Here is a 13652-nt window from a genome sequence, read left to right as displayed (position 1 = left end):
TGACTCCTTTTGCAGATACGTCTTGTTGGGTATTCGTTTCGGTTCGCGGAAGTGGGTGCGGGCCTGTGGTGGGGCCGCGTGGGCGTCGCTAAGCCATACGCTCCTTCTCCGCGGGACTCTTAGCAGCATACTCGCGCTTGGGGCGCGCCACGGCACCGAGCGCGACCGCGGCACCGCCGAGTACTAACATCCACTCTAGCCACTGGCCGAACCGCACGGCTGGGGTGATGGAGTCCTTGAGCGGGAGCTCCTCCTGCAGGTGCGCGGCCTGGAAAATCTCGCTTTGTTGGGAGACGGAACCGTCTGGGTGCACGATCGCAGAGACCCCGGAGGTCGCGGCGACGACCACGGCGCGGTCGGTCTCGATCGCGCGCATGCGGCTCATGGCCAGCTGCTGGTAGGTCATGTCGGTGAAGCCGAAGGTCGCGTTGTTCGTCGGGGTGGCCAGCAGCTGCGCGCCGTTGCGCACCGCCATGCGGTAAGCCGGATCCTCCGCGACCTCGTAGCACGTGGCCACGCCGACGACCGTCGTTCCCATCCGGACCACGCCCGGGCCATCGCCGGGCTTGAAGTCCCCGGCCAGATCCACCATGTCGGAAAAGTTGCGGAAGAAGTCGCGCATGGGCATGTACTCGCCAAACGGCTGGAGGAAGCGCTTGTTGTGCCGCTCGCCCACCGAGCCGTCCGGGTTGATGACCACCATGGTGTTGCGCTCCCCCACCTGGTCGCGCGTGAGTGTGCCCACCAGGACGGGGACGCCGACGGCCGCAGCGGCCTCCTTGACCAGCGCGCCCGCCTCCGGGTCCGTAAACGGGTTGACGTCCGAGGCGTTCTCCGGCCAGATCACCAGGTCAAGCGGCTGTCCTTGATCCTTCGCGTCCTGCGCCAGCCGCTTGGTCTCCTCCACGTGATTGCTCAGCACCGCGCGGCGCTGCGCGTTGAAATCCAGCCCGAGCCGCGGGACGTTGCCCTGCACTGTCGCCGCGCGGGCCGTCCCAACCTCGTGGGCGGGCGTGTTGACCGCAGCCGACGCCGCCAGCCCCAAGACCAGCGGCGCCACGACCGCGACCCCGCCCGCAGCGCGTGCGCGCCCGTGGGCGACCACCAGCGCCGCCAGCCCTGCGCCGGCGAGCACCACCGCCAACGTCACGAGCGCGGGCCCGCCGAAATGCGCAAGGTTGCCAAGCGGACCGCCGATCTGCCCCCAAGCGAGCCGCACCCAGGCGAACCCACCGAACGGGAACGAGGAGCGACAGAACTCCACGGCCACGTAGACCAGTGCGAATGCGGCGAAGCCGTAGCGCCAGCGGGCAACGAGCGTGCCGAAGGCGCCGGTGGCCAGCGCGTACAGCGCCAGGAAGACGGAGAGCGCCACATACGGCATCGCGCCCACGAACTCACCGATCCACGGCAACAGCAGGAGGTAGCACACCAGCGCCTGGACGAGGCCGAGACCAGCGCCCGTCCACACCCCGGGCCGCGCGCTCCCCCACGGCGCGAGCGCGCCAAAGAGCAGCGCCATCGCGAGGACGCCCGCCCACCAGAGCCCGTGCGGTTCGTAGGACAGGTACGCCAGCGCGCCCGCCCCCGCAGCCAGCAGCAGTCGCAGCACTCCCTGCACCTACTTGTCCTTTCCGCCGTCGGGCTCTTTGCTTGTCGACGCCCCTCCGTCCCCGTCGCCACGATCACCCTCCGGACCTTCGGCGCGGAACATGGCCTCGAGCTCGTCGGCGTCAATGACGTCGTGCTCCGTGTCCTGCTCGTGCGCCTGGTGGCCGCCTGCCTGCCGGTCGGCGCCGAAGTTGCCGTAGCTGGTCTGGAACTGCGACAGCGGCGAGGTGTTGTACACGCGGACACCGAAGTTTTCCATGCTCCGGATCGTCCGCGTTCTGATGAAACGGCGCAGGAACCCGCGGGTGGGGCCGAAGATGAGCAGGAACCCGAGCAGGGAGCTGACGAAGCCGGGAATGATGCACAGCAGCCATCCCGTCATCAACAGGGCGGAGTCCCCCGCTACCCTGCCGAGCGACGAGCGCCCCTCGGCGGCGTTGACTAGCGTGCCACGCAGCGCGAGGCTGGCGAGCGCACCACCGAGAAACATCAGCGCGAAGATGGCGAGCAGTGCCCAGCCGACGCCGATGAGCTTGGCAACGCCGAAGAACGCGAGTGCCTCAATGAGAAAGTAGGCGAAAATAAACAGCGGCATGCGGCCAGACTACCTGTCCAGCTGTCGCACGAGCCATTTGACGTCACCCGCCAGATGTTGGAAATACGGGCCATAGTGGTTGACGCCAGTCCTGCCCGGCACGCGCGGCATGCGGCGCGTCTGCAGCGGAATCTCCCACGCGTCCGCAAGCGCGGTGAGCTGCGGGTACGGGATGATGTCGTCGTGGAGCGAGCCCCAGAACCGGGTCGGGATGCGCAGCGGCCGCCTGCGTCCGAGCGCGATCGACTCGAGGTGCTCGGAGGTGCCAGGGAGGGAGTGGAGGAGCTCCGCCATGCTGAGGCCACTGCGAGTCCACCGGGTCGTGTGCGCCCAGGGGCGGCGAAGCGACGCCCCGACGGCACAGAGGTCCGAGTCCGCCAGGATCGTCGCGGCACCTTCGGGGCTGAGGTGCGGCAGGATCTCATCCGCCAGATCCGGGTGGTGCGCCATGAGGCCCGCGACGGCGTAAAGGATCACTACGGAAGGCATGGCGCCGTCGACGTGGTCGAGCATCGGCACGAGCGCGGCCGGGGGCGCGCCGACGACGGCGGCTTGCGGCTGGAGCTCCGGGGCGTACTCCGGGCGTTCGAGCCAGGCGCCCACTGCCCCGCCGCCCTGGGAGAAGCCCCACAGGCCGAGCACGGTGGTGTCGACGGAGAGGGATGAGGCGGCGCGGGTGGCGTCGATGAGCGACTGCGCGGCGGCAACGTGGTTGCAGTAGAGCTGCACGTTCTCGGCCGGGTTGCGGGGGTAGTCGGTGAGCACGACGTTGGCGCCCGCCGCGAGCAGCAGGTTGATCGCCGGCTGCTCGTAGGCGGCGATGAGGTCCCACGGCGCGCGGCGCGGGGCGAGGCCGACGGTGCACGAGTACGAGGGGTTGCAGCGCGGGGCGACGCCCTGCGTGGAGGGGGCGAACGCGATGGTGGGGCGCGGGCCGTGGCCCGGCCAGGGGGTGCGCGAGCGGAAGACCGCCCCGGTGGCGGTGAGGGCGCGGCCGTCCTCGTCCGCAGTAACGTAGTCGATCCCCCAGACGTCGGCGGGGTTGAGACGCTTGGTCAGGCCTACGGCCTTGATTTCGCGGGCGTTGAGGAGGGATCCGGGAGTCATGCCCGTCACCCACGTCGGCGTGGTGTGCTTCGGCTCGGTGCGGCGGGGGTCGTGGAGGGCGTCGACAAGCAGCCCCGCGATTGTGCGGGTGAGAGGAAACATGTGTCCTACCTCGGCATATGACGCCAGATGGGGCGCGGGACGAGGCGCATGACCAGCGCGAGCGCGGCGAGGCGGCGCGGGATCCACACGGTTGTGCTGCGGCCCCGCTGGGCGGCGTCTACGACCGCATCGGCGACTTCGTCCGGAGTCACCGACATGATCGCGGGCGTCATCCCCTCCGTCATCGAGCCGATAACAAACCCGGGGCGCGCGGTGATCAAGTGCAGAGCCGAGCCGTGGAGCCGGTCCGCCAGGCCCTGGCAGAACGCGTCGAGCCCCGCCTTGGTGGAGCCGTAGACGTAGTTCGCGCGGCGGGCCCGCCAGCCGGCGATGGATGAGAACGCGACAATGTTGCCGCGACCCATGACGTCCGCCAGCACGGTCAGCGCGCTGATTTGTGCGAGGTAGTCCACGCTGCCGATGCGGACGGCCTCGGACTCGTCGCGCTCGGCACGCGCCTGATCGCCGAGGACGCCAAACGCGACAACGGCGGTGGTGATCTCCTCCGCGGCGTGCACGGATTCCACTATCCGGCGGTGGGACTCGAGCTCCGTGGCCTCGAACCGGATGCACTCGATGCTGGCGGCGCCGGCTTCGCGCAGACGCTCCGCGATGGCGCGAGCGTCAGCGCGTTCGGGCTCGCGCATGGCCAGCACGACCCTCCGCCCGGAGCAGACGCGCAGGGCGATGGCGGTGCCAATGTCGCTGGTGCCGCCGAACACGAGCACGGTGCCGGTGGTGGGCGGTTCGACGGTCCTCCCGCCGCGGATGCGTCGAGACATGGGCTTAGCGGAGGTCGCGGGAGACGTTATCCAGCGAGACTGCGCCGTCCTCGTCCAGGTAAACGATGTCTTCCAGGCGCATGCCCCACTTGCCCGGCACGTAGATGCCCGGCTCGATGGAGAACGCCATGTTGGCCTGCAATGCGGTGTCGTTGCCGGCGATGATGAACGGGTCCTCGTGGCCCGCCAGGCCGATGCCGTGGCCCAGGCGGTGCGTGAAGTACTCGCCGTACCCGGCTTCCTCGATCACGCCGCGCGCCACCGCGTCCAGCTCGCCGGCGGTGATGCCGGGGCGTGCCGCGGTGACCGCCGCCTGGTGGGCGCGGAACAGTACCTCGTAGGCCTTGACCACCTCGGGATCCGCCTTCGCAGGGTCGCCGCCCACGATGTAGGTGCGGGTGCAGTCCGAGTGGTAGCCAGAATCCAGCGTGCCGCCCAGGTCCACGACAACTACGTCGCCGTCTTCCAGCACACGCTCGGAGAAGTCGTGGTGCGGGTTGGCGCCGTTTTCGCCGGAGCCGACGATGACAAAGTCGACGGACTCGTGCTCGTCCATGATCAGGCGGTCCAGCTCGGCGGCCACCTGCGCCTCGGTGCGGCCCGCCACCAGGAACTCCGGCACGCGGGCGTGGACGCGGTCGATTGCCTCGCCGGCGCGCTTGAGCTCTGCCAGCTCGGCCGGTTCCTTAGCCATAAACAGCTCGGCGAGCGTGTCCGTTGCCAGACGGGTCTGCGGGAGCAGGGCCTGCAGCGCGAAGACGTGGTTGGCGGTCAGCGAGCTGCCCAGCGCCACGGGTGCGGACGCATCGAGCGCCTCAGTTGCCAGCTGGTACGGGTCCTGCCCGTCCTGCCAGCCCCGGATTTCCACATCGTCGCCGGCAACGCCCAGGCTGCCAATGTCCGTCACCGGAGCGACGAGCACGACCCGCCCGTCCGGCCCGATGGCCAGGGCGGTGAGCCGCTCGTGCGAGGAGGCCCAGGAGCCGGTGAGGTAGGCAAACTCCGGGCCGGTGCCAACAACCAGGCCCCCGAGCTTGTGCGCCGCAACGAGCTCGGCGGCACGGGATCGACGGTGTGCGAACGTGGACTGATCTATACGCGTCATGCTGGCAATGATAGGCCAGTTACACTCGAGCGCGTGACCGACCCTGTCCCCTGCTACCCCGACTTGATCGTCCGCTGCTCCGTGGGCGCGCGCTACTGCTCGGGCATCCTCGTTGCTCAGGACACGGTGCTCACCTGCGCCCATTTCCTGCTTCCAGAGCGCCCCGCCCCGTCCCGCATCACGGTGCGCCTGCGGGGCACCCGCCGTCGCGTCCGCGAAGTGCGCATCTTCGAAGGCACCGACGTGGCTCTCATCACGCTCAATCGCGTCCGCACCGCCGACGACGCGCCGCCTGGACCGTACCCGCCCCTCGCCCCGCCGGCGCGCTTGCTTGGATGCGCGCTGAAACGTACGGTCACGTTCGGATTCGGCGGCGGCGCCACCTCCCCCGCGGCCCGCGACGGGCGATTCCTCATCACGCTTCCGCTCGCCTTTTCGCGCAGCATGCGCACCATCGTGCGCCCGGCGGGCATCGTCGCCAACGCCGCCCCCGCGATCAAGGGGGACTCCGGGGGCCCAGTGCTTATCGACGCCCACCTCGCCGGCATCCAGTCCCTCATCCTCGACCCGTGGCGCGTCAACCTGCACCTCGCCACCGTCTCTCTGCTGAACCGGGAAGTGCGCGACGCCATCGAGGCGGCACGGGCCGCCTGCTAGCTGCCGATGGCGACGACGCCGCGTCGAATAGCGTCAATGGCCCGGTTGGCGCTGTCGCGGACCTCGTCGCTGTACCCGGTCTTTTTGACCTGCTCGAGCAGGTCGATGACCTGGCGGCACCAGCGCACAAAGTCGCCGGGGGTCAGCTCGGTGCCGGACTCCGCGGCGGCCGCCAGCGCGTACCCGAGCGGGGCGCCGGCGGTCCACTGGTGCATGGCGAGCGAGAACGCGGGATCCGGGAGTCGCGTCACCGGCAGCTGGTGGCGCTGCTCATCAAAGGAGAGCTCGCCGTAGACGCGCATGGTCTCCCCCATCGCCTCCGCCATTCGGTCCGTGGCAGCCTCCGGTTCGCCGTGCGTGGCCTTGCGGTTTTCAAACACCACCATGGACGCCACGCCGGCGAGCTCCGCGGGGTCCAGCTCGTCCCAAATACCGCGCTTGAGGCACTGCGCGACGAGCAGGTCGGAGACGTTGTGGATGCGCGCCAGGCGCTCGCCTTCGTCGGTCACGCGCGGCTCGCCGCCGATGAGCTCGACGTAGTCCATCTCCGTGAGCAGTCCGATGATGCGCTCGAAGGTGCGGCCCAACGAATCGGTCGAACGATCCACGCTGTTGGTCAGCCGGCGCAGCTTGCGCTCGTTGCGCACCAGCTCCTCCCCGACACGCGCGAGCACCTCGCGGTCATGCGGCGGCCACGCGTGCACCGGGTGGTTGTGCATGGCCTCGCGCAGCGCGGTCACCTTCTTGCTGGGCCGGACCCGCACCTTGTCCTTGAGCTTACGCGGCGCGTTGAAATTCCCGCTGTGCAGCATGTTCACCACTTTGCGGGTGTGCTTGCGCGGCTGGTCCTGCACGTGGCGGGGTACCTTGATCTGCCCAACGACGACTGGCGCGTTGCGGAACGAGCCGGCGTCGATGCGCCCGGACCAGCCGCGTTCCGTGGTCACCCACGGGCGGGGATCGCGCTTCTTTCCCGCCACCTGTACGACGGCGGCTAGCTCCGGCTTCTTCTTCCCCGGCAAGGCGATGACCTCGCCGACGCGCAGCCGCCCCAGGATCGTCTCCGTCTCCGCCTGGCGGTTTTCCAGCGCGTGGCGGCGCGCGTCCTTCTCAGCCTCGGAGAGGTCGCGGCGCAACTGCAGGTACTCCTCCAGGGCCGCCGCCGGGTCCGTGCCCGGCGGGTTAAAGCCGGCCACGTCTCGTTCCAGTTGCGCGCGCAGGCTGCGTACCTTGGAGCGCAGGCGGTCGATGTCACGCACCTCGCCCACCACGGAGCGGTTGGTCTGAAACTGGGCGAACGACTGCTCGATGAGCCGGATGGAGTCGTCGTAACCGTTCATGCCCAGCATGTTGATCGCCATATTGTACCCGGGCTGGAACTGCGAGATGAGTGGGTAGGTGCGCGTGGACGCCAAGCCTGCCACCTCGTGCGGGTCCATCGCCGGAGACCACTGCACCACCGCGTTGCCGATATGGTCGATGCCGCGGCGGCCCGCGCGGCCGGTGAGCTGCGTGTACTGCCCCGGCGTGAGGTCGACGTGCGCCTCGCCGTTGAACTTGACCAGCTTCTCCAACACGACGGTGCGCGCCGGCATGTTGATACCCAGCGCAAGCGTTTCGGTGGCGAAAACTACTTTGACCAGACCCCGGACGAACAGCTGCTCCACAATGTGTTTGAACGCGGGGAGCAGGCCAGCATGGTGGGCGGCGAAGCCGCGCAGCCACGCCGTGCGGAGTTGGCGGAAGTTGAGCACGTCGAGGTCTTCGTCGGGGATGCCTTCGACGCCGGCGTCGATAATAGCCCTTGCCTCCTCCTGCTCCTCCGGGGTGGTGAGCTCCTTGCGGGAGCGCAAGCACTGGAAGAGGGCGCCGTCGCAGCCCGCGCGGGAGAAGATGAAGACGATGGCCGGGAGCATGTCGCGGCTTCCCAGTGCTGCGACGACCTGCGGGCGGCCGACGGGTTTGACCTTGTCCTGGGCGCGCTGGCTACCGCTGCGGCGGCCGGTGGAGCGGGCGCGAAAGCCGCGGCCCTCCTTGAAGTCGCTGCGGCCCTCGTCGCGGGAGCCGGACTCGATGCGCTCGATTGCGTGGACGAGGGCGCGGTTCACTTTCCCGCCGTCGGTGCTGTCGGTGCCGTATGCGCCGCCGTCCGTGCCGGGTTCGAACAGCGGAAAGATCTTGCGACCCACCATCATGTACTGGCTCAGCGGGACCGGGCGGTGCTCGGAGACGATCACGCGGGTATCACCGCGCACCGCGTCGAGCCACTCGCCGAACTCCTCGGAATTGGACACGGTGGCGGACAGCCCGACGAGGCTGACGGACTCGTCCAGGTTGAGGATGATTTCCTCCCACACCGCGCCGCGGTCCCGGTCGGCGAGGTAATGGATTTCATCCATCACCACGTGCGAGAGCCGGTCAAGCTGCCGGGAGTCCGCGTAGATCATGTTTCGTAGCACCTCGGTGGTCATCACGACGATTTCGGCGGACCCGTTGATTGAGGTGTCGCCGGTGAGGAGGCCGACGGCGTCCTCGCCGTGCTCGGCGACGAGGTCGTGGTACTTCTGGTTGCTCAGCGCCTTGATGGGCGTGGTGTAGAAGCACTTCGTGCCTTGGTGCAGGGCCAGCGCAACGGCGAACTCGCCAACAACCGTCTTGCCGGAGCCGGTCGGTGCGCACACGAGGACGCCGTGGCCGCGCTCGATGTCTGCGCAGGCCTCCACCTGGAAGTCGTCGAGTGGGAAGGGCTTAGCGTCGCGGAACTCCGGCAGAAACGCTAAGGGTGCGGAAGCCTCAGTGGCCCCTGTGGTCTCGGCGGTGTTGTCCTCCGAAAGACTTTGGTTGTCTGACTGTGAGGGGGTAACGCTGGAATCCATGCCCCTTACAGTACGTCGTTGAACGGATCCCCGTGACCGTAGGTGTGCGAGCCACCGCGGCCCGGGGCGGGCGGGGCGCTCGGGGCCGCCGGCGGTGCCGACGGGGAAACCCTCGACGGCGCGCTTGGCCGGGAGGTCGCGCCGACGGGCTGTGCGCGCCCGATGGAGCCGGATGAGGTGACGGGGCCGGACGATTGCTCGTCGTCAAGGTCCATCCACTCCGGGCGCGACTGGTTCGTGCGCTTGTCATGAATGCGGCAGAACTGGAAGGCCATCTCCACTAGCACGGTGATGGACAGCGCGAGCGCGACCATGGAGAACGGGTCTTGGCCCGGCGTCATGATGGCGGCGAAGATGAAGATGAGCACGATGATCATGCGGCGCTTGTCCTGAACATGCTCGTAGCGCAGCACGCCGATGAGGTTGAGCATCACGATGATGAGCGGCAGCTCGAAGCTCACGCCAAAGATGACGATAAGCGCGAGCACGAAGTTGTAATACTCGCCACCGGTGAGCGCGGCGACCTGGAACTCTTTGCCGATGGACATCAGCACAAGGAGACCCTTGTCCAAGACAAAATAGGCCAGGACAGCGCCGGCGACGAACAACAAGGCGGCGAGTGTGACGAAAGAGAACGTGTAGCGGCGCTCGTTTTTATGCAGCCCGGGGGTGATGAAGTTCCAGATCTGCGTCAGCCACACCGGGGAGGCCAGGACGAGGCCGGCGAGGGCGCCGACCTTCAGGCGCAGCATGAACATCTCGAACGGGCTGGTGGCAAGCAGGCGGCACTCGCCGTCACCCGAGAAATCTGCACGGAGATCTTCTGGGAGGTTGCAGTAGGGCCCACGGATGATTTCTCCAAGTGGCATCACACCTGGTGGAGAATTCTGATACCAAATGAAGCCGACAATGGTGCCCACCAAAATTGCGGCCATGGACACCATGACGCGCCGGCGTAGCTCCTGGAGGTGCTCCACCAGGCTCATCTCACCGGTCGGGTTTTTCGGCTTCCTCGCGCGCTTGAGCTTCAGCGCCAACGCTTTTCCCCTCTCTGTCGCGAGCGGTTACTGCTGCGCGGGCGGGGTCTGGTTGCGCTGGTGCTCCGGCTTGTCCCAGAAGCTCTCCGGTTGCGCAACGGACTGGGTCTCCGCGTTGCGGCCGGACTCGATCGCGTTCGGCTGAGCCTTGGGTGCCTCGCCCGCGTCGTCGTGCTTCATCTCATCGACCTCGGACTTGAAGATGCGCGCGGAGCGACCCATCGATCGCGCGAGGTCCGGCAGCTTGTTTGCGCCGAACAGCAGTAACACGATGACCAGGATGATGATGAGCTCGGTCCAACCAATGTTTGGCATGGTTTCTCTTTCCACGGGTATCGGCGATGCCCTGCAACGAAAACATCGACATCGAATGTTTGAATTTCTGAATATCTAACGCGTCATCTTAACGCGTCGAGCGCGCGAAGTGAACGCTCGCGCACCGTGTCCACCAAGCTTTCCGGTTCCACCAGGCGCAGTCGGTCCGCGTGGGCCAGGCAGAACCTCACCAGCCAGTCCTCACTGCCAAAGCGAAACGTCGCAGGCACCCACGCTCCGGTGCCGCCCACCTCGTCGATCTCCAGTTCCCAGTAGTCGGCCATCCACGTCGCGTCGCTGCGCACCAGCAGTTGCGCGAGTGGCGCATCGGCCAGTCCGAAAGGGTTGTCGGGGTCAAGGGGCGCGACGCTTATCGACGCCTCCGCGTCCCCCTCCCCCTGCCTGACCTCACGAATTCGGTCGAGCCGGAAGGACTTGACGCGGTCGCCGTCGAGCGCCTGCAGGTACGCCTGCTCATCGCGCTGAAACACGCCGACCGGGGAAACGGTTCGCTCGGTCACCCGGTCCGAGGAAGCGGAATAGTAGCGGAGCTCGAGCTGCTTGCCGGCGTCGATTGACTGGCGGATCTCCTGCGCGACGGACCCCAGGCCGCCGACCTGGTCCACGTCCGCTACCCCGCGCTTTCGGTTGACGCGGCGGATCTTGTCCGCGGCGGAGCGCACGGCGTCGACGTTGACCAGGCCGGGCAGCGTCTCGAGCGATTCCAGCAGGAGCAGCAGTGCGTGGGCCTCGGTGGGCTTGAGGTGGAGTGGCGCGGTGAGACCCTGGTCATCCAGGACGGTCACACCGCGCCAGGTGTGCTCGAGGTCGAACATCTCGCCCGGGCCGCGTCCGACCCCGGAGAGCAGGAGCCGGTTGAGGTCGTCGCGGACCTCGTCCACGCTGGACCCGAGGTCGCGAGCGATCTCCATGAGTGATTTCCCCTGGTGCCGCGTGATGTACGGCAGGAGGTTGAGGAGGCGGACGAGCCTGGTTGACCCGGTGGAGTTTGCGTGACCCGCGGGGCGCTGGCTCCCCGATTCCTCCGGCGACGGGGTCTTGGCGCTCGTTGCGCTGCGGAGCGGGGCGTCGTGGGGCGTGGCGGATTGTTTGAGTAGGGCGATGACCTGTTCGCGGACCGCTTCCGGCTCCACGGCGACCAGGTCGGCGGCGTGGGCCGCCGATGTGCGCACCACCCAGTCGAGCTCGGCGTCGTGCAGACGAATCTCGTCGCGGTCCGCACTGGAGTCGCCCCGGGCACCGGATGCGCGAGTGCCGGCGGCGGCGAGTTCCTCACAGGTGCCGCGGCGTACGGTGACGATGGCGTCGGTGACCGGTCCGCGCAGCACGTCGCGAACCAGCTCCCCGGTGTTCTCGGGCGACTGGTGGAAGTCTTCGGTCTCGCGCACGAGGGTCACGTTGGCGACGCGGACCAGCCGGAAGATGCGGTCGGCGTCGCGCTCGATGTCCCACCCTACGAGGTAGGCGCGGTTGTTCAGCGAGACGATGTCCCACGGGTCCAACGTCCGGCGCTGCGGGTGCCCTCCGCCGGCTGGGGTGAAGTCGAACGAGACTCGCTTCTGCAGCTCAATCGCGGCGAGGAGGTTGTGGAATGCCTGAGGGTCGATCCGGTTGGCGTCGCTGGCCGCAGAGGTCAACGGCGCGCTGTCAAACACGCGGGTCGCGCCGGACGCCGCGAGCTTGGTCCAGCCGGAGCGGGCAAACGCGCCGAGCGAGCCGCCGGTGCTGAGATCTACCGCCAAGCCCACGGCGCTTGCCTCTTCTTCGGTGAGGTCAACGGGTTCCAGCTCGTAGCGGTCCCGGTCCATGGTGAGGGTCCCGCCGGAATACGAAATAGGCACTCCTGCCCGGCGCAGCGCCTCAACATCGCGCCGGATCTTCACGCGTAGCGCTTCGGTCTCCAGGTCTTGGTAGCCGTCCACGTTGCGGGCAACCCACTCCGATTCGCGGTCGTGCGAGGACCCCAGCATGGCAAAGGCCAGGTTCGCCTGCCGGACTTCCGGTTCGAGCTCTGCCACGTAACTGCCTTTCTCCCTCGTCCCCGGTCCGGCTAGTCGGCGGCGCCCATCGCGCGGATCTGTGCGATGAACTCGTCGACACGCTGGTCCTCGGTAGCGAAGGGGTCGAGCAGCTCCAAGGTGCGGGGTTCCGGGCGGTTGGTTTTCAGGTGGACCCAGTCCACATTGTGGTCCATCCCCGCCGAGCGCGCAGCGCTGAGGAACCGGCCGCGCAACGACGCGCGCGTCGTCTCCGGCGGTGCCGTCGCGGCGTGGGAGATCGCTTCGTCGGTGGTCCACCGGCGCACGAGGCCCTTGCGCTCCAGGAGGTAGAACAGCCCGCGCTCGCGGTTGATGTCGTGGTAGGTCAGGTCGATCTGCGCGAGCTTTGGATGGTCCCACTCAGCCCCAAGCTTGTCTTTGACCTGGAGCAACAACTTTCGCTTGATTACCCAGTCAATCTCTTGGTCCACGCCGGAGAAGTCTTGCGACGCAATCGCGTCCAGGGTGCGCTGCCACAAGTCAATGACGCGTGCCATTTCCTCGTTCGGCGTGCCCTCGTCCGGCCGGGACTCCAACCAGCGCCGTGCGGCATCCAACGTGGCCTGCTGGACCTCGAGCGCGGTGACTGTGCCCCCGCTCTTGAGCGCGAGTGGCGTCTGGCCCGTGGGGTCCGCCGCGATGTCGCGGATGTGATCGATGGCGTTGTCGAGCGTGAAATCCGGGAGGTCGAAACCAGCCTCGAGCATCTCAATGACCAACAGTGTCGAGCCGACCTTGAGCGCGAACGTGGGCTCCGCCATGTTCGAGTCGCCCACGATGACGTGCATGCGCCGGAAGCGGTGGGAATCGCCGTGGGGTTCGTCGCGGGTGTTGATGATCGGCCGGGTACGGGTGGTGGCCGAGGAGACGCCCTCCCACACCTGGTCCGCGCGCTGCGAGAGGACGAAGCGCCCCTTCTTGATCATCCCGGCCCCGCAGAGAAGTTGGCGGGTGATGAGAAACGGCAGCAGTTGCATGCCGAACGACTTCAGGGCGAGCTCGCGGCTGATCAGGTAGTTTTCGTGCGTGCCGTAGGAGTTGCCCTTCGAGTCCACGTTGTTTTTAAACAGGAAGACTTTGCCACCCACACGGTCCCGCTCGAGCGCCTGCTCTGCTTGCGTGGCGAGGTCGCTGAAGATGACCTCGCCAGCCTTGTCGTAGTTGAGCAGCTGGGTGATCGAGTCACATTCGGCGGTGGCGTACTCGGGGTGCGAGCCAACGTCGAGGTAGAGGCGCGAGGCGTTGTCGGTGAAGATGTTGGAGCTGCGGTGCTCGGCGACGACCGGGCGAAAGAGGTAGCGGGAGATTTCCTCGGGCGTCAGCACGACCTTGCCGTGCTCAAACGCGGTGACGCCGAACTCGGTCTCCACGCCCATGATGCGGCGGGGGTAGACGGTGGCCATGC

11 protein-coding genes are annotated in these 13652 nt (G+C 67.6%); 1 reads left to right on the top strand and 10 read right to left on the bottom strand.

Features of this window, described 5'->3' with window-relative positions; genetic code table 11:
• Nucleotides 1-88 precede the first annotated feature (88 nt).
• From lnt to FPP74_RS01930, 5 genes are read right to left on the bottom strand one after another with little or no spacing between them, the layout of a single operon-like run.
• Nucleotides 89-1621, bottom strand: a complete 1533-nt coding sequence (gene lnt / locus FPP74_RS01950) for an apolipoprotein N-acyltransferase (protein ID WP_186439359.1) — start codon at nt 1619-1621, stop codon at nt 89-91.
• Nucleotides 1622-2206 carry an FxsA family protein gene (locus tag FPP74_RS01945; RefSeq protein WP_144716991.1) on the bottom strand — a complete coding sequence of 195 codons (585 nt, stop codon included), beginning with the start codon at nt 2204-2206 and terminating at the stop codon, nt 1622-1624. It abuts the gene before it with no gap.
• A 9-nt stretch (nt 2207-2215) separates the two neighbouring features.
• Nucleotides 2216-3415 carry a lipase family protein gene (locus FPP74_RS01940; RefSeq protein WP_144716990.1) on the bottom strand — a complete coding sequence of 400 codons (1200 nt, stop codon included), beginning with the start codon at nt 3413-3415 and terminating at the stop codon, nt 2216-2218.
• Nucleotides 3416-3420: 5 nt separating this feature from the next.
• On the bottom strand, nt 3421-4197 hold the full coding sequence (locus FPP74_RS01935; RefSeq protein ID WP_144716989.1) for an SDR family oxidoreductase: 777 nt from the start codon (nt 4195-4197) through the stop codon (nt 3421-3423).
• 4 nt (nt 4198-4201) lie between these two features.
• Nucleotides 4202-5302: a Xaa-Pro peptidase family protein gene (locus tag FPP74_RS01930; protein ID WP_095536137.1), complete on the bottom strand. Its 1101-nt coding sequence runs from the start codon at nt 5300-5302 to the stop codon at nt 4202-4204.
• Nucleotides 5303-5335: 33 nt separating this feature from the next.
• On the opposite strand from FPP74_RS01930, the gene FPP74_RS01925 reads away from it, so the two are divergent.
• Nucleotides 5336-5959 carry a trypsin-like peptidase domain-containing protein gene (locus FPP74_RS01925; RefSeq protein ID WP_186439358.1) on the top strand — a complete coding sequence of 208 codons (624 nt, stop codon included), beginning with the start codon at nt 5336-5338 and terminating at the stop codon, nt 5957-5959.
• On the opposite strand, the gene FPP74_RS01920 is transcribed toward FPP74_RS01925, so the two are convergent.
• From FPP74_RS01920 to pafA, 5 genes are all read right to left on the bottom strand, one after another.
• A complete protein-coding gene (locus FPP74_RS01920) occupies nt 5956-8835 on the bottom strand; it encodes an RNA helicase (RefSeq protein ID WP_144716988.1) in 2880 nt (959 codons plus the stop codon). The genes FPP74_RS01925 and FPP74_RS01920 overlap by 4 nt on opposite strands.
• Before the next feature lie 5 nt (nt 8836-8840).
• Nucleotides 8841-9821: a twin-arginine translocase subunit TatC gene (tatC, locus tag FPP74_RS01915; protein WP_144717019.1), complete on the bottom strand. Its 981-nt coding sequence runs from the start codon at nt 9819-9821 to the stop codon at nt 8841-8843.
• 78 nt (nt 9822-9899) lie between these two features.
• The gene (tatA, locus tag FPP74_RS01910) at nt 9900-10187 is read right to left on the bottom strand and encodes a Sec-independent protein translocase subunit TatA (RefSeq protein WP_095553698.1); all 288 of its coding nucleotides are present in this window, start codon (nt 10185-10187) and stop codon (nt 9900-9902) included.
• Between the two features lie 83 nt (nt 10188-10270).
• Nucleotides 10271-12226, bottom strand: a complete 1956-nt coding sequence (locus tag FPP74_RS01905; RefSeq protein WP_144716987.1) for a YafY family protein — start codon at nt 12224-12226, stop codon at nt 10271-10273.
• Between the two features lie 32 nt (nt 12227-12258).
• On the bottom strand, nt 12259-13650 hold the full coding sequence (pafA, locus tag FPP74_RS01900) for a Pup--protein ligase (protein WP_095553700.1): 1392 nt from the start codon (nt 13648-13650) through the stop codon (nt 12259-12261).
• Nucleotides 13651-13652 lie beyond the last annotated feature (2 nt).

Origin of the sequence: Corynebacterium sp. NML180780 (assembly GCF_007786415.1) — a bacterium.
Taxonomy (GTDB): Bacteria; Actinomycetota; Actinomycetes; order Mycobacteriales; family Mycobacteriaceae; genus Corynebacterium; species Corynebacterium gottingense.
The sequence above is the reverse complement of the archived record's forward strand: the minus strand, read 5'-3'. Positions and strand labels throughout refer to the sequence as shown.